Source organism: Kushneria phosphatilytica (assembly GCF_008247605.1).
Lineage (GTDB): Bacteria > Pseudomonadota > Gammaproteobacteria > Pseudomonadales > Halomonadaceae > Kushneria > Kushneria phosphatilytica.
The window spans coordinates 1135405-1154648 of the sequence record NZ_CP043420.1 but is presented as its reverse complement, the minus strand read 5'-3'; the positions used below and the strand labels follow the sequence as shown (position 1 = coordinate 1154648).

The 19244-nt window shown below is 58.6% G+C and carries 20 protein-coding genes; 8 read left to right on the top strand and 12 right to left on the bottom strand.

From position 1 onward, the window contains the following. Positions 1-12 precede the first annotated feature (12 nt). Both FY550_RS05105 and rfbB read right to left on the bottom strand, forming a co-directional pair. Entirely contained in the window at positions 13-480 is a 468-nt protein-coding gene (locus FY550_RS05105; protein WP_070976268.1) for a DUF3429 domain-containing protein, read from the bottom strand. A 76-nt stretch (positions 481-556) separates the two neighbouring features. Next, positions 557-1594 (bottom strand): dTDP-glucose 4,6-dehydratase, encoded by a 1038-nt coding sequence (gene rfbB / locus FY550_RS05100; RefSeq protein WP_070976265.1) that lies wholly within the window; start codon positions 1592-1594, stop codon positions 557-559. Positions 1595-1854: 260 nt separating this feature from the next. Here rfbB and FY550_RS16835 point away from each other — a divergent pair, with 260 nt between their 5' ends. The 7 genes from FY550_RS16835 (at position 1855) to FY550_RS05070 (ending at position 7906) form a co-directional block, all read left to right on the top strand. Then, on the top strand, positions 1855-2022 hold the full coding sequence (locus FY550_RS16835; protein WP_168169269.1) for a hypothetical protein: 168 nt from the start codon (positions 1855-1857) through the stop codon (positions 2020-2022). A 68-nt stretch (positions 2023-2090) separates the two neighbouring features. Next, the gene (locus FY550_RS05095) at positions 2091-4886 is read left to right on the top strand and encodes a monovalent cation/H+ antiporter subunit A (RefSeq protein WP_070976263.1); all 2796 of its coding nucleotides are present in this window, start codon (positions 2091-2093) and stop codon (positions 4884-4886) included. Next, positions 4886-5230, top strand: coding sequence for a Na+/H+ antiporter subunit C (locus FY550_RS05090; protein WP_070976260.1), 345 nt, complete (start codon positions 4886-4888; stop codon positions 5228-5230). Before FY550_RS05095 ends, FY550_RS05090 begins: the two co-directional genes overlap by 1 nt. Continuing rightward, positions 5227-6777: a monovalent cation/H+ antiporter subunit D gene (locus FY550_RS05085; protein WP_070976258.1), complete on the top strand. Its 1551-nt coding sequence runs from the start codon at positions 5227-5229 to the stop codon at positions 6775-6777. The genes FY550_RS05090 and FY550_RS05085 overlap by 4 nt, the downstream gene beginning before the upstream one ends. Further along, positions 6774-7259 carry a Na+/H+ antiporter subunit E gene (locus tag FY550_RS05080; protein ID WP_070976255.1) on the top strand — a complete coding sequence of 162 codons (486 nt, stop codon included), beginning with the start codon at positions 6774-6776 and terminating at the stop codon, positions 7257-7259. Before FY550_RS05085 ends, FY550_RS05080 begins: the two co-directional genes overlap by 4 nt. Then, the gene (locus FY550_RS05075; protein WP_070976253.1) at positions 7253-7522 is read left to right on the top strand and encodes a K+/H+ antiporter subunit F; all 270 of its coding nucleotides are present in this window, start codon (positions 7253-7255) and stop codon (positions 7520-7522) included. The genes FY550_RS05080 and FY550_RS05075 overlap by 7 nt, the downstream gene beginning before the upstream one ends. Positions 7523-7534: 12 nt before the next feature. After that, a complete protein-coding gene (locus FY550_RS05070) occupies positions 7535-7906 on the top strand; it encodes a Na+/H+ antiporter subunit G (RefSeq protein WP_233350274.1) in 372 nt (123 codons plus the stop codon). 15 nt (positions 7907-7921) lie between these two features. Here FY550_RS05070 and hemH read toward each other — a convergent pair whose 3' ends face one another. After that, a complete protein-coding gene (gene hemH, locus FY550_RS05065) occupies positions 7922-8908 on the bottom strand; it encodes a ferrochelatase (protein ID WP_070976251.1) in 987 nt (328 codons plus the stop codon). A 142-nt stretch (positions 8909-9050) separates the two neighbouring features. On the opposite strand from hemH, the gene FY550_RS05060 reads away from it, so the two are divergent. Next, positions 9051-10619, top strand: coding sequence for a cryptochrome/photolyase family protein (locus FY550_RS05060; protein WP_070976248.1), 1569 nt, complete (start codon positions 9051-9053; stop codon positions 10617-10619). A 10-nt stretch (positions 10620-10629) separates the two neighbouring features. Here FY550_RS05060 and FY550_RS05055 read toward each other — a convergent pair whose 3' ends face one another. The 9 genes from FY550_RS05055 to rnr form a co-directional block, all read right to left on the bottom strand. Continuing rightward, positions 10630-10932, bottom strand: a complete 303-nt coding sequence (locus tag FY550_RS05055) for a DUF6482 family protein (protein ID WP_070976246.1) — start codon at positions 10930-10932, stop codon at positions 10630-10632. A 532-nt stretch (positions 10933-11464) separates the two neighbouring features. Continuing rightward, positions 11465-11758, bottom strand: coding sequence for a hypothetical protein (locus tag FY550_RS05050; RefSeq protein ID WP_070976244.1), 294 nt, complete (start codon positions 11756-11758; stop codon positions 11465-11467). 120 nt (positions 11759-11878) lie between these two features. After that, positions 11879-13264, bottom strand: coding sequence for a replicative DNA helicase (gene dnaB, locus FY550_RS05045; RefSeq protein ID WP_149054394.1), 1386 nt, complete (start codon positions 13262-13264; stop codon positions 11879-11881). A 204-nt stretch (positions 13265-13468) separates the two neighbouring features. Beyond that, entirely contained in the window at positions 13469-13915 is a 447-nt protein-coding gene (rplI, locus tag FY550_RS05040) for a 50S ribosomal protein L9 (RefSeq protein ID WP_070976242.1), read from the bottom strand. A gap of 12 nt (positions 13916-13927) precedes the next feature. Then, the gene (locus FY550_RS05035) at positions 13928-14782 is read right to left on the bottom strand and encodes a hypothetical protein (RefSeq protein ID WP_070976239.1); all 855 of its coding nucleotides are present in this window, start codon (positions 14780-14782) and stop codon (positions 13928-13930) included. A gap of 21 nt (positions 14783-14803) precedes the next feature. After that, positions 14804-15031 (bottom strand): 30S ribosomal protein S18, encoded by a 228-nt coding sequence (gene rpsR, locus FY550_RS05030; RefSeq protein ID WP_070976236.1) that lies wholly within the window; start codon positions 15029-15031, stop codon positions 14804-14806. A gap of 21 nt (positions 15032-15052) precedes the next feature. Beyond that, positions 15053-15481 (bottom strand): 30S ribosomal protein S6, encoded by a 429-nt coding sequence (gene rpsF / locus FY550_RS05025; protein ID WP_070976233.1) that lies wholly within the window; start codon positions 15479-15481, stop codon positions 15053-15055. A gap of 144 nt (positions 15482-15625) precedes the next feature. Beyond that, the gene (gene rlmB, locus FY550_RS05020) at positions 15626-16486 is read right to left on the bottom strand and encodes a 23S rRNA (guanosine(2251)-2'-O)-methyltransferase RlmB (RefSeq protein WP_084387924.1); all 861 of its coding nucleotides are present in this window, start codon (positions 16484-16486) and stop codon (positions 15626-15628) included. Beyond that, positions 16483-19038: a ribonuclease R gene (gene rnr / locus FY550_RS05015; RefSeq protein WP_149054393.1), complete on the bottom strand. Its 2556-nt coding sequence runs from the start codon at positions 19036-19038 to the stop codon at positions 16483-16485. The genes rlmB and rnr overlap by 4 nt, the downstream gene beginning before the upstream one ends. Positions 19039-19244 lie beyond the last annotated feature (206 nt).

Here is a 19244-nt window from a genome sequence, read left to right as displayed (position 1 = left end):
CCTGAAACCACGTCAGACCGGCAACAGCGACAACCAGATCACCAGCACCAGATGGGTCAGCACCACGACTACGGTCAACAGCGTGCGCAGGGCCAGATACCAGCCAGGCAAGCGCGCAACGCTATCGCTCTGACGCTCGTACAGCCGCACCAGCAGAAAGCCGGCCATCAGCGCCAGCAGAGCGAAACGGGCATCGAGCATCAGTGAGGGCCAGGCGATCAGACTTGGAGCCATGGCCATAACCATGCGGCCATTGAACTCCGTGCTGCCGCCCTGATCGAGGCTCATGGCTACACCCCAGTGAATACCGCCCAGGAAGGAGAGAATCACGGCGCTGTAATAGAGAAAAGCCTGCATGGCAATGGCCTGCCATGGCAACCCTGCCAGCACCACGACCGCGGCACAGAGCACAAAGGGCAGCAGCCCTGCCAGCCCCAGCCCCAGTGGCAGTCGAGGTGTAGTGGAAGACATCATGTTCATCGAGCAAGAACTCCTGATTCGACAACATCTGCAGGGGTCAGCCAGGCATGGCAGTACCCTGATGGTGTCATGAGCGTCACCTATCGGCTGCCGGCTCGAACAGCCGCTGCCATCGATGTACATTGGAGAGATACCACTCTACTGTCTCTGCCAGTCCGGTCCCGAGATTGTGATTCGGTTCCCAGCCGAGCTCATCACGCATGCGACGTGCATTGAGCGCATAACGGCGATCATGCCCCGGCCGATCGGTAACATGTGAAATCAGTGCCCGTAGTGCCGCACTATCGAGGCCCGCCTGTTGCGCCAGAGCATCGCAAAGCGACTGAATGATCACCAGATTGCTGCGCTCGGCGCCACCAGCAATGTTGTAGCTCTCCCCCGGTTGACCGGCGTCGAGTATCCGACACAGCGCTCGGACATGATCCTCGACATGCAGCCAGTCTCGACACTGGCGGCCGTCGCCGTAGACTGGCAGGGCTCGACCGGCGAGCGCATTGAGGATCATCAGCGGAATCAGCTTTTCCGGATACTGTCCGGGACCATAATTGTTGGTGCTCCGCGTCAGCAATATGGGCAGACCATAAGTCGCGTGCCAGGCATTTACCAGATGATCGCCACCCGCCTTGCTGGCGGCATAGGGAGAACTGGGCGCATAGGGGGAGGATTCATCCGGGGCAGCGGCGCCTTCCGCCAGCGCACCATAAACTTCATCGGTGGAAACATGCAGGAATCGAAAATGTGCGCGTTCATCATCCGGTAGCCCCTGCCAGTATTGTCTTGAAGCCTCGAGCAGGGAGGCTACACCGGTCACATTGGTATCAACGAAAACCTCCGGGCCGGCGATCGAGCGATCGACGTGGGTTTCCGCAGCCAGATGCATGACGGCATTGGGCTGATATTGCGCCAGCAGTTGTGACATGCGCGAGGCATCGCGAACATCGGCCCGTTCGAAATGATAGCGCGACAGGCGCTCCAGTCCCGCCAGCGCTTCGGGCTGGCTGGCGTAGGTGAGCGCATCCACATTGAGCACCTGCTCATAGCGATGATCGATGATGTGATGTATCAGCGCCGAGCCGATAAAACCCGCGCCGCCAGTTATCATGATGGTTTTCACCGCCTCTCCTCCCTGCCTGAACCGACACTGCCAACGCTATTTTCGAACCAGCGACGGCGCGTGATAATGCCTTAACGCTGAAGGCAGCGATACAGGCACGCTTCGACCATGGGCCTGGCCGCCTCTTAAGATAGCGGCGCCGGCTCGGCTGGATGCTCCCGGGGGAGCATGCTACATTCGGCCGGATTATTGACGCCCGGTTCATGATTGCCACCCGAAGCCGGTGGTGACACCGCGTCACCAGGGATGAGGAGATGACCATGACCACGCCAGGCGCCGCACCACAGCGCTTTGACGATATGACCGTACACGGTGGAAGTCGGGATTGGGCTCCGGCATGGATTCACGCTCCCCGGTTTTTTCGTCGCCCCTTCCTGACCGACCCGCCTGCCGGTATCTCCCGCCATGACGGCGGTGCCCTCTGCTAATCTGACGTCAGTCGACCACTGCCGGTCATTGACAGCACATTCCGAACGATAGACAGAGCGAGTCCTGAATGGTCCTGCTACTGATAGTGCTCTTGCCACTGGCAGGTAGCCTGGTACCCCTGATGTGCCAGCATATCTCACGTGGCTGGTGTGCCTGGCTGACAGCCCTGTTGCCGGCTATCGCACTGGGCATATCATTGTCGCAAACCTCCACCATCCTTGATGGCGAGGTGTTACGTCACTCGCTGGAGTGGATACCGGCACTGGGCCTGTCGCTGGCATTTCGTCTCGACGGCCTGAGTTTTCTGTTCAGCCTGCTGATTCTCGGTATCGGCCTGCTGATCATTCTCTATGCCCGCTATTATCTATCCGAGAATGATTCGATCGTGCGGTTCTATGGCTTTCTGATGCTGTTCATGACCGCCATGCTCGGTATCGTGACGGCCAATAACCTGCTGCTTTTGTGGTTCTTCTGGGAACTGACCAGCCTCTCCTCCTTTTTGCTGATCGGGTACTGGTATCGTGAAAGCGATGCCCGCAAGGGGGCACGCATGGCACTCACCGTCACTGGTGCCGGCGGACTCGCCCTGCTGGCCGGTTTTTTGCTGATTGGCCAGGTCGTGGGCAGCTACGATATCGATACCGTAATTGCCAACGCTGATCAGATTCGCGGTAACCCGCTCTATCCGCTGATGCTGGTGCTGGTACTGCTGGGCTGCTTTACCAAGTCCGCCCAGTTCCCCTTCCAGTTCTGGTTGCCCCATGCGATGGCAGCCCCCACACCGGTTTCCGCTTATCTGCATTCAGCCACCATGGTAAAAGCGGGTGTCTTTCTGCTGGCACGCATGTTCCCGATACTCTCGGGTACCCACTGGTGGTTCTACATTGTCACGCTGGTCGGCATGATCACCCTGCTCTACGGGGCCTGGTTTGCGCTGATGAAACAGGACCTCAAGGGCGTACTGGCCTTCTCTACCATCAGTCATCTGGGACTGATCACCCTGCTGTTCGGGTTCGATTCACGCCTGGCTGCCATTGCCGCCGTGCTGCATATCATCAATCACGCCACCTTCAAGGCCTCGCTGTTCATGGCAGCGGGTATTGTTGACCATGAGTGCGGCACCCGGGACATCCGCAAGCTCAATGGTCTCTGGCGCTACATGCCCTATACCACGGTGCTGGCTACCGTAGCCTCGGCCTCCATGGCCGGGGTCCCCCTGCTCAATGGCTTCCTCTCCAAGGAAATGTTTCTGGCCGAGAGCCTCGAAACCCAGATGTTCGGTGGACTTTCATGGCTGGTACCGGTACTGGCCACCCTGGGCAGCGTATTCTCGGTCGCCTATTCGTTGCGTTTCGTGCATGACGTGTTCTTCAATGGCGAGCCGAAACAGTTGCCAAAGGAGCCACATGAGCCACCGCGCTACATGCGGCTGCCCATCGAAATCCTGATTGTGCTGTGTATCGCCGTAGGTCTATTGCCGGCGCTGACCGTCGGTGCACTGCTGAAAGTGGCGGCACTCGCCATGATGCCGACCGAGGGCCTGCCCGAACTCGATCTCGCCATCTGGCATGGCTTCAACCTGCCACTGCTGATGAGTGCCATTGCACTGGCCGGCGGGCTACTGGTCTATGTATTACGCCACTATCTTTACCGCTTTCAGCGTCAGTTTCGTGGTCGTGATGCCCGTCTGGTGTTCGAAGCGGCCAATCAGCGACTCATCAATAGTGCCGAAAAACTGCTGGGACGCTTCGAAAACGGTTCATTACAGCGCTACATGTTCTGGCTGATGCTGACGGCCCTGTTGTTCGCCGCCCTCGGTCTGATGGCCATCCCCGGTCTCGACGGCCCGGCAGCGCCTCAACCGATCGATGGCGTGGTCGCCACCGGCGGTCTGCTGCTCTGTCTGGCGGGACTCGGTACAGCCTTTCTGCATCACCGCAGACTGGTAGCACTGATCCTGCTGTCGGTAGTAGGCATGCTGGTATCGCTTGCCTTTGCCCGCTTCTCCGCCCCCGATCTGGCACTGACTCAGCTGGCGGTGGAAGTAGTCACCATGATTCTGCTGATGCTGGCACTGTTCTTCCTGCCTCAGACCACACCACGCGAATCCAGCGGTTACCGGCTCCTGCGTGATGGTCTGCTGGCCTCTGCCTTTGGCGGCGTGGTGGCCAGCCTTAACTATGCCGTACTGACCCACCCCATCGAGCGTATCTCGCAGTTCATGATCGAGAACAGCGTGCCCGGCGGTGGCGGCCATAATGTGGTCAACGTCATTCTGGTGGATTTCCGCGGTTTCGATACGCTGGGCGAAATCACCGTCCTGTGTATCGCCGGACTGGCCATCTACAAACTGCTCAACCGTCTTCGTCTGGCCATGCCCTCCGGCGATATGGAAGGCCGGGCATGGATCAGTGAGCGTTATCCGGTCATTCTATCGGTAGTGTCCCAGGCACTGCTGCCATTCGCGCTGATGGTGGCGATCTATATTTTCCTGCGCGGCCACAACGCGCCCGGCGGCGGCTTTATCGCCGGCCTGGTCACCGGCGTGGCACTGATCCTGCTCTACATGGCACGCGGCGTGGAGTGGACACAGCGCAGGCTGCCCTTTCAGTATCAGCCGATCGCCGTGACCGGGGTCGCCATCGCCCTGCTGACCGGACTGGGTAGCTGGCTGTTTGATCATCCGTTTCTGACTTCAGCCTATGGCCACTTTCACATTCCGGTAATCGGTGACATCGAGCTGGCAACAGCCATGCTGTTCGATCTCGGCGTCTATCTTGCCGTCGTCGGTGCCACCCTGATGATCCTGGCCAATCTCGGCAAGGTCACCACTCCGCATCGTCCGTCCCGGGAGAAGTCCTGATGGAACTCATCTACTCGATCTGTACCGGTGTCCTCACCGCCAGCGGCATCTTTCTGGCCCTGCGTGGACGCACCTTTCCCGTAGTCGTCGGGCTGACACTGCTGACTTATGCCGTCAACCTCTTCCTGTTTTCCATGGGCGGGCTGCACACCGCGGCCTCCACCATTGTCGGCACCGATATGCCAATGGCGGACCCGCTCCCCCAGGCGCTGGTACTGACGGCCATCGTCATCGGATTCGCCATGACCGCCTTCGTGGTCATTCTCGCCATGCGCGCCCGTGGTGATCTTGGCAGTGATCATGTCGACGGCCAGCGTCGCGAAGAGTCCCGGGAGGCATCGTGAGCCAGCATTTGCTCATTGCTCCCATCGTACTGCCGCTGTGTGCTGCGGTGTTGCTGCTGCTGCGCCGTGGCGGCGCAGTGCTCATCAAGCGTACGATAGGAATCGGCACGACCCTGGCGCTGGTGATCACCGGCATCTTTCTGGTTCATACCGCAGGCGATGGTGTGATTCGCTTTTACGCCCTGGGCGACTGGCAACCACCCTTCGGTATTGTGCTGGTGCTCGATCGGCTCTCTGCCATGATGATCCTGCTGACCGCGATACTGGCACTGGGTGCCATCCTCTATGCCAGCGCCGGTCAGGATGAAGACGGCACCAACTTTCAGGGACTGTTCCAGCTGCAGCTGCTGGGGATCAACGGAGCCTTTCTGACGGGTGACCTGTTCAACCTGTTCGTCTTTTTCGAAGTTCTGCTGATTGCCTCCTATGCACTACTGATGCATGGCGGCGGGCGCAGTCGAACCGGTGCGGGGGTCCATTATGTTGCCCTCAACCTGGCCGGTTCTTCCCTTTTCCTGTTCGCGCTCGGCATCCTTTATGGCGCACTGGGCACCCTGAACATGGCTGACATGGCACGCCAGATCAGTGCAGGCCTGGATGCCCATCAGCAGGGTCTGGTGCATGCCGGCGGTTTGCTGTTACTGAGTGTCTTTGCGCTTAAATCGGCGATGCTGCCACTGCACTTCTGGCTTCCCCGCGCCTATGCAGCGGCACCCGCTTCCGTGGCAGCGCTGTTTGCCATCATGACCAAAATAGGCCTTTACGCCATTTTGCGTGTCTATTCGCTTGTTTTCGCCGATCATGCCGGGCCATTGGCCGGGCTCGCTCAACCCTGGCTTTGGTGGTGTGGTCTGGCAACGCTCGCCGTGGCTGCAATCGGCGTGCTGTCGGCCCGCGACCTGCGTCTGCAGACCAGCTATCTGATCATGATCTCGGTGGGTACTCTGCTCTGCGCTTTTGGCATGGGGCATCTGGACAGTATCACCGCAGCGCTTTACTACATCGTACATACTACTCTGGTGACTGGTGGGCTGTTTCTACTGGCCGACATGATTGGCAGTCAGCGCGGTCGGGCCGGTACCCGAGCAGTGCGCAGCCGGCCGCTGGTACAACCCGGCCGGTTGGGGACGCTGTATTTCATCGGCATGATTGCCGTGATCGGTCTGCCGCCGCTTTCAGGCGCCATTGGCAAGGCACTGGTGCTCTCCAGTGCCGAAGGCATTCAGGCCCTCTGGCTCTGGCCAATCCTGCTGCTCGCCGGGCTATGCGGCATTATTTCGGCCTCGCGCGCCGGCTCGACCATCTTCTGGCGAACCGGTGAAGGCGATCCTGATGGGCCGAAAATGGGCTGGCGCCGCGGGTTGGGCATCACCGGTCTGATCGCAGCCTCTCCGCTGCTGACGCTGCTGGCCGGACCCGTGAGCCAATACGCGGCGGCGACTGCACAACAGCTGAATAATCCCGATCACTATCTGGAGGCTATTCTCGGTACGCCCATGCTGACTCCGGGCGCTGTTGTCCCTCACGCAGGAGGAGAGAGTTCATGAAGCGTCTGCTCCCCATGCCACTGCTATCCCTGTTGCTGTTCGTGATATGGATGTGCCTGACGGCCCTGACGCCTGGCAATGCCCTGCTGGCGCTGGTACTGGCCCTGCTGATTCCCATTCTGATCGGGCGCTTCTGGGAGCCACAACCCACAGTGCATCGGCCGCTGAAACTGGTGGCCTACATCGCCGTACTGATATGGGACATCATTGTTGCCAACCTGGAAGTGTCCCGGCTGATTCTCGCGCCTCGGCGACAACCGCGGCCTGCCTTTGTCCTTTATCCATTGTCGTTGACCGAGCCGTTTCCGATTACCATCCTGGCCAGCACCATCTCGCTGACGCCAGGCACCATTTCGGCTCACTTGCGCATGCATGATGGGACGTTGCTGATCCACGCGCTCGATGTTGAAGATACACAGGCGCTGATCGAGCAGATCCAGCGACGTTATGAGCAGCCGCTCAAGGAGATCTTCCAATGCTGACCTGGGCCTTCTGGATCAGCTCGGCGCTATTCACGCTGGCGCTGGTCATGAACTTCTACCGGGTGCTGATCGGCCCGAGTCTGCCTGATCGCATTGCCGCTCTGGACACCATGTACGTCAATGCCATCGGCATGATCATCATTCAGGGGCTCTGGCAGGATACCAGCCTGTATTTCGAGGCCGCCCTGCTGATTGCCATGCTGGGATTCATCAGCACTGTCGCCGTATGCAAGTATCTGCTGCGCGGCGACATCATCGAATAGGAGGGAGATGACATGATGTTCATGCCCGAATGGCTGGTACCCTGGCTGGAAGGCCTGATCGCCCTGCTGCTGGTAGCCGGAGGCATCTTCGCAGTTATTGGTGCGCTGGGGCTGCTGCGCTTTCGTGATTTTTTCCAGCGTCTGCATGGCCCCGCCAAGAATTCCACGCTGGGGGTGGGCTGTACCCTGCTCGCGTCGATGCTCTTTTTCTGGGTGCAGACCGGCGATCCCAGCGGCCGTGAAATACTGATCACCCTGTTTGTAATGATCACCACCCCCGTGAGTGCCCATCTGCTGACCATGACCGGCATGCATCACCGATTGCAGCGCACCGAGCAGACTCAGGGTGAGCCCTATGAACTGGGCAGCGAGCGCGATCGCTGAGATCGCGCCCTATCGTCACCAACCGGTGGTGTGACGTACCACCAGCTGTTCAAGCAGTGCAATGTGATCCTCTCGATCATTGAGCGCTGGTATATAACTGTAATCGCCACCGCCATTGTCCTGAAAGAACTCGCGGTTCTGGATCGAAATCTCTTCGAGCGTTTCCAGGCAATCCGCTGCAAAGGCCGGGCAGATCACATCGACGCCATCATGGCCGGCCTTGCCCCAGGCGGTCAGGGTTTCATCGGTATAAGGCTTGAGCCACTCCTCGCGACCGAATCGGGACTGATAGGTCATGGTCCACTGATCGTCTCGCAGGCCAAGTCGTTCGGCCAGCAAATGGCTGGTTCGCGTGCAGTGTTTCGGGTAGGGATCGCCCTCGTTGGCGTATCGCTTCGGAATGCCATGATAGGACATGAGCAGATGATTCTGCCGACCCCGCGCCTCCCAGTGTTCACGCACACTGGCAGCCAGTGCATCGATATAACCCGGCTCTTCATGATAGTCGCGTACCATTCGCAGCTCGGGCAGATGCGGGCAGGGTGCCAGCGCATCCGCCAGCCGATCGAATACGGGCGCAGTCGTGGTACGGGAATACTGGGGATAAAGCGGTAGCACCAGAATGCGTTCCACACCGGCCTTGCGAAAGGTCAGTCCGGCCGCTTCCATGGTCGGGCGCCCATAGGTCATGGCCAGCTCAACCGGGATATCAGCATCGAAATGAGTATCGAGTCGAGCCTTCAATGCCCGTTGCTGACGACGGCCGATAGCCAGCAGCGGTGAGCCTTCCTCTTCCCATACCGAAGCATAGGCCTCGGCCACCTTTTTCGGCCGAGTGCGCAGCACGATACCGTTAAGAATCATCCACCAGACCGGTCGGGACACATCGATGACTCGACGGTCCCAGAGGAACTCTGCCAGATAGCGTCGTACTGCTGCCGGCGTAGGTGCATCTGGCGTGCCCAGATTGGCCAGCAAAACACCGAAGGTAGCCTCCGCCATTGAAAACTCCTGGTCTGTCTCTTTTTTCCGATACAGGGATTCTATCAGCAACTACCCTGTCGACGGGATGAAATGTCGCTATATCTGATATTGAAATGATCATGACCGTCAGATAAATGGACTTCCAAAAGGCCCGGCGTATATGTCACGACCCCTGATTCTGATTCTCGCCGATCAATTGAGCTTCGATCTGCCATTGCTGCGTGATCCGCCGAGCAATGCCGTACTGGCATTGTGTGAGGTCGATGGCGAAGGGCGCTACGTACCGCACCATCCTCAGAAAATCGTGCTTTTGTTTTCCGCCATGCGCCATTTTGCCGAAGCCCTGCGCAATCGCGGCTACCAGGTCCATTACAGTGGTCTGGAGGATGCGGATAACTGCCAGGATCTGCTGGATGAAGCCGAGCGCCTGGCCCGGTTGTATCACTGCAGCGAGATTCATGTCACGCGCCCCGGCGACTGGCGGTTACACGAACGTATCAGCCAGCGCAGGGATCATACCCCACAATGGCACTTGACCGAGGATGATCGTTTCTTCTGCTCACCGGACGAATTTGCTCGCTGGGCAGGTAACCGCCGACAGCTGCGCATGGAACACTTTTATCGGAACATGCGCCGCGAGAGCGGCATCCTGATGGAAAACGATGAACCGGCCGGCGGTCAGTGGAATTTCGACCACGACAATCGTGAAGCGTTACCCAATAAGCTCGATGTACCTGATCCGCCCCGCCACCAGCCGGATGCGACCACCAGGGAGGTCATGGCATTGGTCGAGCGTCACTTCAGTGATCACTTCGGAACGCTCAAGGGGTTCAACTGGGCGGTCACACGACGCCAGGCACTCAGCGATCTACGTCATTTCATCCGCCATCTGCTGATCGATTTCGGTCGCTATCAGGATGCCATCAGCGACCATGAACCCTTTCTGTTTCACTCCCGATTGTCGGCCTCACTCAACACCGGGCTGCTATCGCCAAGAGAAGTCTGCCAAGCTGCCGAACGTGCCTGGCAGGAAGGCCACGCGCCAATCAATGCGGTTGAGGGCTTTATTCGTCAGATTCTCGGGTGGCGCGAATTCGTGCGCGGTGTTTACTGGTCAAGAATGCCGAACTACAAGCGCGAGAATCGGCTCCGGGCCGAGCGAGGGCTGCCCGACTTCTACTGGAGTGGTGATACCAGGATGCGCTGTTTGAATCGCGCCATCACCATGACCCACGATAATGCCTATGCTCATCATATTCAGCGACTGATGGTGACCGGCAATTTCGCCCTGCTCTGCGGCGTCAAACCGGAAGCGTTGTGCGACTGGTATCTGGCAGTCTATGCCGATGCCCATGAATGGGTAGAACTTCCCAATACGCTGGGTATGGTGCTCCATGCCGATGGCGGTTATCTCGGCTCGAAGCCCTACTGCGCTTCAGGCAAGTACATTGATCGCATGTCGGATCACTGCCGTCACTGTCATTACGACGTCAAACAGACCACTGGCGATAACGCCTGCCCCTTCAACAGCCTTTATTGGGATTTCCTCGAGCGGCACGAACGTGAACTGGCGAAAAATCATCGCATGAAGCTGATCTACGGCTCACTACACCGCATGAGCGACGAGCGACGCCGGGCACAGCGTGACAAGGCCCGGCAGATTCTGGAAGAGATTCATTTTGAGCCGGCCTACGGCCAGGGCGATCATCTTGCAGGCTATCGAAGCTGAAACGACAGCTTCAAAAGGTTAGCGGAATACGTGATGTCAGTGGATGATGATAGTTCGGCGGCCGGCCAACTACTTCATCATTGGGCACCTGATGCACCAGCCAGGCCCTGTGTACACCAGCGCGGCGCAGATCATCTTCCGCCGCGTCCAGTGATCGATAGAGCTTCGGCTTGCCACTTCTTCGAAGCAACTGACTATCTCCATCGGTCGGCAAGCACTCGACCTGATAGAGCTGGCTGCCAGTGTGTCGTACCACATGAATTTCCATATCCGCCTGTTCCCTGACGGCCCGCCTGAGTTGCTGCAATTCCATGGCGAGTACTCCTGTTGCTCGGGCCCCTGCCCGGTACATGATTCATATCGGCGATTGCCATATTATCCTGAAGCCCACGGATGACGCTCTGATGACATGAAAGGAGAATCGTACCCTCTGCGGCTACAGGTTCAGCGATGAGCAGCCCACTTCGTGCAGTGTCCTGTGACAGCGCACGGAATGAGTCAGGTGCCGGGCTGACTGTCTTGAAACGTGTCACCCGTCAGCGGCAGGATTAAATTGCCCATACCAGAGAGTGTGGCAACAGACAAAAGCGGTTACCAACTTGTGCGTGCATTAACGCAGGCGTTGGGCGGATATGCCGAGGCACTGCCCCGATTCTTGCAGACTCTTGATGAAGCAACCCTGAGTGAAATCAGCAAAGAGAATTACTGACACAAGATAACGGTATAAAGGAGGGAGTAGAGCGTTTAAACTTCAAAAAGACGGCTGGAGACAAGGAGCACCGGAAGGCACTGACCCGCCAACCGGTCGCCTTTTACCACCGTCGGGCAGGTCAGTCAGCTACCGCTCAGTCACGCTGATAGCTGGAAGGGTCGATGGCAACACCCAGTGAACGCCGATCCACCCAGCGGCCCCCTTTGGTATCCCGATAACGAAACACCACATAGTCTCCCACGGCTACCGGCAGCTCGGACTCTTCGACCTGATAACTGTAGGTTTCGCCATCCACCACGAGGGTATGCCGGTAAAGATCCGGCATGCCCAACCACTCCTTGAACGGGCCTTCGGTTTCAACACTCTCCAGAGTGCCACGCTTCTCTTCACGAGGCTGGCGGCGACGGCCGCGCTTGTATCCTGCCATGGTTGATCACTCCATCGGAAATTCGATTACGACTGCCGCCCTGACCATATCAGTGGCACATCATGCTGGGCGGCAGAATCAGGATTCTGGCCATTTTCAGAAAAGTCGACCTTTCCCGTGCTACTCCTCGTACTGACCGTAGCTCCCCGGGGCGAGATCCTCGAAACGGGTATACTTGCCAATAAAGGCCATATGTACGGTCCCTACCGGGCCGTTACGGTGCTTGCCAATGATCAGTTCGGCCAGTCCCTTGTTATCGGGATTGTCCTTGTTATACACCTCATCGCGATACACGAAGGCGATCACATCAGCATCCTGCTCGATAGCACCCGATTCGCGCAGGTCCGACATCACAGGGCGTTTATTGGGGCGCTGCTCAAGTGAACGATTCAACTGCGAAAGCGCCACCACCGGACAGTTGAACTCCTTCGCCAGCCCCTTGAGCGAGCGAGAAATCTCGGAGATTTCGGCCGTCCGGTTCTCCGACATGCCTGGCACCTGCATCAACTGCAGATAATCGATCATGATCAGGCCGATACCTCCCGCCTCACGCGCCAGACGGCGAGTTCTGGCACGCATCTCGTTGGGCGACAGCGCCGGCGTGTCATCCACGTAGAGTTGCTTGTCCTTGAGCAGGTTGACCGCCGATGTCAGACGCGGCCAGTCTTCGTCCTCGAGCTGACCATTTCGCACTCGGGTCTGGTCGATCCGCCCGAGCGACGACACCATACGCAGCATCAGCGACTCTGCCGGCATCTCCATCGAAAACACCACCACAGCCTTGTCACTGCTGACCACGGCGTGCTCGACCAGATTCATCGCAAAAGTGGTCTTGCCCATCGAGGGGCGCCCGGCAATGATCACCAGATCGGAAGGCTGCAACCCTGACGTCATGTCATCGAGATCACGAAAGCCGGTCGACAGACCGGTCATCTGCCCCTTTAGATTGAACAGCTCATCGATGCGGTCGACAGCCTTGGTCAGCAACTGACTCATGCCTACCGGACCACCGAATTTGGGGCGCGACTCGGAGATCTGGAAGACCAGTCGCTCGGCCTCATTGACCAGCTCATCCGCCGGGCGTCCCTGGGGATTGAAGGCCCCTTCAGCGATCTGATTGGCCGCCTGGATCAGTTTTCGCAGAGTGGCGCGCTCGCGAACGATATCAGCATAGGCACGAATATTACTGGCGGAGGGCGTGTTACGCGCCAGCTCGGCCAGGTATGCCAGGCCACCGATACGTTCCAGCCGGTCGCGTGACTCCAGCGACTCCGAAAGAGTGACCACATCCAGCGGCCGCCCCTCTTCAGCCAGCTGCCCCATGGCATTGAAGATATCGCGATGCTCGAATCGATAGAAATCGTCGCTGATCAGACGGTCCGAGATCTCATCCCAGGCTGAATTATCGAGCATCAGTCCACCCAGTACCGACTGCTCGGCCTCCAGCGAGTGTGGAGGAACCTTGAGCGCGGCGGTTTCCTGATCGTAGGCGATCACTTCATTCATCAACGGTCCCAAAGACTCGGGAAAGGATAACGGCAAGCGATATCAGAATACGCCGTTGCCAACCGCTCTGTCATCGGCGACCACCAGACAGGCAGCATATGAACCACTCACCAGGCACGGACAAAACGAGGGGTACGGAAAGTTTCCCGTACCCCTCGCGCAGCGCCGATGGCATCGGCACTGTGCCCACATGGCCCGACCGAATTATTCGGCGACGACCACGATGCGAACGCTGGCGATCACATCGGCATGCAGCTGCAGGTCGATGTCATATTCGCCGGTCTGGCGAATAGGTCCATCGGGCATACGCACTTCACTGCGTGCCACATCAATACCCGCCTGAGCAATGGCATCTGCCAGATCGCGCGGGCCAATCGAACCGAACAGCTTGCCTTCATCGCCAGCACGAGCCACCAGCGACAGCTCGATCTCGTTGAGCTGCTCGGCACGTCGCTCGGCCTCGGCATAACGTACCTGCGCTTCACGCTCAAGCTCGGCACGACGCTCATCAAATGCGGCAATGTTTTCCTTCGTGGCGGGTACGGCCAGACCGTACGGCACCAGATAGTTTCGGCCGTAGCCAGGCTTGACATTGACCCGGTCACCCAGGGTGCCCAGCTTGCCCAGCTTATCGAGCAGAATGACTTCCATCGCGTAAACCTCTTAGTGTTGGCTACCAGCCAGACGTCCCCGAAAATCGACCAGGGTATCCATCAGCGCCAGCAGCAGCAGCAGAATAACCAAAGTGGGCCAGGTAGTTACCAGCACCACGTAGAACCCGACCAGCCAGAACACGCTCAGCGAACGCATTCCAATCAATCCGTGGACCAGCGCAAACCCGGCAATCAGCAGAGGCACCCAGGCTACCAGTGCAGGCGCCGGCAGATTGACCAGAGCGCACAGCAGGCTGACACCCAGCAACAGCAGCAGATCGCGCCCCGAAAGGCGAAACTGATGAAACTCTTCCCGGAATCCGCCGGGGTTATAGAGTTTCGCCTGCCAGCTACGCGCCAGAATCAGGCAGCCAATACCGGCGAACAACGCCATCCAGCCGTTGACCGCAGCCAGCATCAACGCCGACAGGCGATCGATCGGTACACCGCGGGCAGCGTACTCCGATAACAACTGATCTACCTGAGGGGCGCTCGAACGTACTTCGCCGATGATGCGCATGGCATCCTGCGGCGTGAACAGCCCGGACTGAATCAGTAATGCGGTGAGCGCCGTGCCAGCGATCAGGGCCTCGCCCCAGCGCACTCGGGTTCGCAGCATGACAGCCATCACGGTAGTCAGCGTAACACTGGCCAGCGGCACCCGATCGCCCTGCCACCACCACCAGGCGGAAGGCAGTGCAACGGCAATAACCACCGGCAGTGCCGCGGACAGACCGCGTCGCAGCGTAAACAGCGAACTGATGGCGGCACCGATCCAGAACGTCCAGGGGATCAAAGCCGTCAAAAAGGCAACGGCCATTCCCCGGTAGACACTCTGCATCAGCCATCTGGCGGCGTCCGTCATGGGCCCCGGACCAATCGGGAATTACTGGTGACGATCAGTATAAGGCAGCAGCGCCAGATAGCGTGCGCGCTTGATCGCCGTGGACAGCTGGCGCTGATAACGCGCCCGGGTACCGGTAATCCGGCTGGGAACGATCTTGCCGGTTTCGGTCACATAGGACTTGAGGGTATCAAGATCCTTGTAATCGATATATTTCACGCCTTCTGCAGTAAAACGGCAGAACTTGCGACGACGGAAAAAACGAGCCATGAGAGTCTCCGATTGACTGGATCAGGAAGAGGCGGATTCGGATTCGGATTCGGTCTGCTCTTCGTTACGTTCGCTGCGTTCACCACGCTCACCGCGGGGACGCTCTTCGCGACGACGAGAACCCTTTTCCTCGGAGGATTTCATCATGGGCGACGGTTCCGTCACAGCTTCGGAAGCACGGACCACGAGGTTACGAATGATGGCATCATTGAAGCGGAAGATATTTTCCAGCTCTTCCAGAGCTTCATTGCTGCACTCGACGTTCATGAGAACGTAGTGTGCCTTGTGAATCTTGTTGATCGGATAAGCCAGATGGCGCCGACCCCAGTCTTCGAGACGATGAACGGTACCGCCGTTTTCGGTCACGATGCTGGTGTAGCGCTCGATCATCGCCGGCACCTGCTCGCTCTGGTCCGGATGGACCATGACCACGATTTCATAATGACGCATGTCATCTCCTTTCGGTTTGGCAGCTTCAACCAGGGCCAATGCCCATGGGGAAGCAAGGAGTCATTCTGAGTAGGCTTTGCAATTACGAGCTGCTGTAATGCAACAAGCCGTATATCGCAAAACCGCGTAATTGTAAGGACGCGATCAGCCTGTTGCAAGCCTGCTGACAGCAGCCGAGCGCTGGCGTACAGCTTCATAGAGACAGATACCGGTCGCCACCGATACATTCAGACTTTCCACTCGACCGGACATGGGCAACCGCACCAGATGATCACAGTGCTCCCGGGTCAAGCGGCGCAGCCCCTTGCCTTCCGAGCCCATGACAATGGCACAGGGCATGTCGAGATCAATGTCGAACAACTCGGCCGAGGCTTCACCGGCTGCGCCCACCAGCCATATACCGGTGTCACGCAGCCGACCCATGGTGCGAGCCAGATTGGTCACCTGATAAACGGGAACGCTTTCTGCAGCGCCACTGGCAATCTTGCGCACGGTAGCATTGAGCGGTGCCGAGCGATCCTTTGCCACGATGACGCCAGTAACCCCTGCCCCATCGGCACTGCGCAGACAGGCACCGAAGTTGTGCACATCGGTAATGCCATCAAGAATCAGCAGTAAGGCAGGCGTCTCACAAGGTTCATCAAGGCGCCAGAAGAGTGCCTCTTCGTTGCTGAACTCCAGCGGCTGACAGAAGGCGATGATACCCTGGTGTGCGCCCTCGGCGACCGCATCGAGCTGCTCGCGGGGTTGTTCAAGCAGTGCTGCTCCAGTCTGCTGTAAACGCATGGCCAGCGCTTCCAGCCGGCGCGAGGCCACCCCGGACTGCACCCAGATCAGTTCCGGAAGCTGGCCGGCCTCCAATAGCGATTCAACGGCATGCACGCCAAAAACAGGATCGAGCCCTTTCGGCAGATCAGGGGAGCGGGCGGTACTGCGCCGCCCACGCCCCTCGCGGCGAGCAGGGCCATTCGAGTGACGGCGATTACCCGAGGAGGCACGACTCATGAGCGCTTACCGTCGGATCGCTTGTTTCCGCTGCCGGAAGTTTCTCCCTTGCGTTTTGACTTCGCACTGGCAGCCGGTTTTTTTCCATCACGGGATTTAGCGGTTTTTTCACCCTTTGCCGAACTCCCTTCGTGCTGCGCAGCCTCGTGTCCGGAGCGGCGATTGCGCTCGCGTTCACGCTTACCCGGCCGTGATTTGCGCTTGCGCGGCTTTTTCTTCTCTTCAGGCTTATCGGTCGATTCGCTAACGCCCTCGGGGGATGCACCCGGCTTCTTGCGCACCCGACGTCTGGAACGAGGCTGCGCCTCGGTCAGCTCGAAATCGATGCGTCGCTGGTCAAGATCAACCCGGGCCACCTGGACTGTCACACCATCACCAAGACGATAGGTGAGACCACCCCGATCACCCTTGAGCTGATGACGCTCGGCTTCGTATTGATAATAGTCCGAAGGCAGGGAAGAGATATGTACCAACCCTTCGACAAAGTGCTCATCAAGGCGCACAAACAGGCCGAACTGGGTAACCGACGCAATACTGCCTTCGAAGATATCTCCCACCTTGTCCGACATGAACTCGCATTTCAGCCAGTCCTCGACATCCCGGGTGGCATCATCAGCGCGCCGCTCGGTCATCGAGCAGTGCTCGCCCAGCTCGATCATCTGCTCGAATGTGTAGGGGCACCATCGTTGCGGCTTGTCGATCGGGGTATCGGCAAGTCGTTCAACATGACCGCTGTTGCGGTTGCTGCGAATCACCGAACGGATGGCGCGATGCACCAGCAGATCGGGGTAGCGCCGGATCGGTGATGTAAAGTGTGCATAGGCCGGATAAGCCAGTCCGAAGTGACCTTCGTTGTAAGGCGTATAGATCGCCTGAGTCATGGTGCGCAGCATGACCATCTGAATGATATCGGCATCCGGACGATCACTGATCGCTTCACGCAGACGCTGAAAGTCACTGGGCGTGGGCTCACCGTTTTCGCCACTGCCATCCAGCGTCAGACCCAGCTCACCAAGAAAGACACGCAGGTTATCCAGACGCTCTTCGGCGGGACGCGCATGCACCCGATAGAGCGCCGGCAGCTTGTGCTTGTCGAGAAAACGGGCGGTCGCCACATTGGCCGCCAGCATGCACTCCTCGATCAGCTTGTGCGCATCGTTGCGAACCCGCGGTACGATACGCTCTATCTTGCGCTGATCATTGAAAACGATCTGCGTCTCGGTGGTTTCAAAATCGATCGCACCACGCACACTGCGTGCCTGTCTCAGGGTCTGGTAGAGACCATGAAGCGCCTCCAACGGCTTCACCAGCGAGGCATGCTCACGACGCAGGGCCTGCCCGGCCTCGCTGTCGGCATCCTCAAGCATGGTCCCGACCTTGGTGTAGGTCAGCCGCGCCTTCGAGCGCATGATGCCTTCATAGAACTTGTAGCGGCTGATCGCACCCTGCTGGGAGATATTCATCTCACAGACCATGCAGAGCCGATCGACATCCGGATTGAGCGAGCACAGACCGTTGGAGAGCAGCTCCGGCAGCATCGGCACAACCTGCCCTGGAAAGTAGACCGAATTGCCGCGCGAATAGGCCTCTTCATCCAGCGCTGAACCGGCCGGTACATAATGCGACACATCCGCAATCGCCACGACAAGCTTCCAGCCCCCGGATTTCGTCTTCCAGGCATAGACGGCATCGTCGAAATCCCGGGCATCTTCGCCATCGATAGTGACCAGTGGCCAATCACGCAGATCGACACGCGCCCCCTTGTCCTCTTCCCGAACCTCTTCACTCATGTGGCGAATCTGGTCCAGCACTTCCTCGGGGAACGCCTCGGGCAAATCATGCTGGCGAATGGCAATATCGATTTCCATGCCGGGATCCATGCGCTCTCCCAGCACCTCGATCACCTCGCCCATGGGCTGCTGACGCAGCTCAGGCTGCTCGGTGATGCGCACCATGACCACCTGGCCATCCTTTGCGCCGGCCTCGCTGCCCGCAGGGATCATCACTTCGTGTGCAATACGATTGTTCTCGGGCACCAGCACGCCGATATCGGGGCCGCGCTCGCGATAGAGCCCTACCAGCTGCTGGGTACGTCGCTCGAGAATCTCGTTGATACTGATTTCATCACGTCCCCGCCGATCCCGACCGCTGATGCGGGCACGGATACGGTCGCCATCGAACAGACGCCGCATCTGACGCGGCGGAATGACCAGATCAGGCTTGACCTTGTCATCACGCACCATGAAACCGATGCCATCGCGATGACCGACTACCCGACCATCGATCAGCGAGCTGGGGTCGATCGCCTCGAAACTGCCATCACGGGTACCGATGGCCTGCCCATCACGGGCCATGGCATTAAGACGACGACGTACGGCCTCCTGCTGCTCTTCATCCTCGATACCGAGGCGACGACACATGTTTTCGGCAGAAATCGGCTTGCCGTAGTCGACCAACTGCTCCAGCAGGTATTCACGGCTGGGAACGGGGTTTTCATAGCGACTGGCTTCGCGCGCCGCCTGCGGGTCGTCGCCGGTATTCCATTGACTCATAAGACTTCCTTGAAACTGTTATTGCCCTGACGGGAGTTAAATGCGGCGAAAGGTGGACACGAGACGGCACGGAAAGAGCAGATCATGCAACAAGTATACCGGTCGCAGGGCGGCGACCCCAACCCCTGCCGAGCGGCATCATCCAATCAATTGCCCCATGATCTCCTGCAACCTCTTGCATCACGGAAAAATTTCCGTATTATTTC